This is a genomic window from Streptomyces sp. NPDC058758 (assembly GCF_042746075.1).
In the GTDB taxonomy this organism is placed as follows: Bacteria; Actinomycetota; Actinomycetes; order Streptomycetales; family Streptomycetaceae; genus Streptomyces.
The window spans coordinates 1-1,075 of record NZ_JBHYPS010000098.1 but is presented as its reverse complement, the minus strand read 5'-3'; the positions used below and the strand labels follow the sequence as shown (position 1 = coordinate 1,075).

1 rRNA gene is annotated in these 1,075 nt (G+C 50.0%); it reads left to right on the top strand.

Features of this window, described 5'->3' with window-relative positions:
- Positions 1-213: 213 nt before the first annotated feature.
- Positions 214-1,075: ribosomal RNA gene (locus ACFW6A_RS39155) — 16S ribosomal RNA — on the top strand; the annotation flags it as partial.

The following is a 1,075-nucleotide window of genomic DNA, read 5'->3' as shown; positions in this document are numbered from 1 at the left end:
CCCTGTATATACTCCATGATATATTAATAACCGTCGCTGATGCGGAAACGCAGAAAACGACAAAAAAGAAATTGAAAAACTTAGTTGACATCGAAAAACGAAGATGTTAACATAAGGAAGTCGCAAATGAGCGACCAAGTAGTTCTTTGAAAACTGAACGAAACAAACAACGTGAAACGTCAATTTTTATTTTAGATGCTAGACAAACTAACTTTATTGGAGAGTTTGATCCTGGCTCAGGATGAACGCTGGCGGCGTGCCTAATACATGCAAGTCGAGCGAATGGATTAAGAGCTTGCTCTTATGAAGTTAGCGGCGGACGGGTGAGTAACACGTGGGTAACCTGCCCATAAGACTGGGATAACTCCGGGAAACCGGGGCTAATACCGGATAACATTTTGAACTGCATGGTTCGAAATTGAAAGGCGGCTTCGGCTGTCACTTATGGATGGACCCGCGTCGCATTAGCTAGTTGGTGAGGTAACGGCTCACCAAGGCAACGATGCGTAGCCGACCTGAGAGGGTGATCGGCCACACTGGGACTGAGACACGGCCCAGACTCCTACGGGAGGCAGCAGTAGGGAATCTTCCGCAATGGACGAAAGTCTGACGGAGCAACGCCGCGTGAGTGATGAAGGCTTTCGGGTCGTAAAACTCTGTTGTTAGGGAAGAACAAGTGCTAGTTGAATAAGCTGGCACCTTGACGGTACCTAACCAGAAAGCCACGGCTAACTACGTGCCAGCAGCCGCGGTAATACGTAGGTGGCAAGCGTTATCCGGAATTATTGGGCGTAAAGCGCGCGCAGGTGGTTTCTTAAGTCTGATGTGAAAGCCCACGGCTCAACCGTGGAGGGTCATTGGAAACTGGGAGACTTGAGTGCAGAAGAGGAAAGTGGAATTCCATGTGTAGCGGTGAAATGCGTAGAGATGTGGAGGAACACCAGTGGCGAAGGCGACTCTCTGGTCTGTAACTGACGCTGAGGAGCGAAAGCGTGGGGAGCGAACAGGATTAGATACCCTGGTAGTCCACGCCGTAAACGATGAGTGCTAAGTGTTAGGGGCGAGGGCGCCGAGG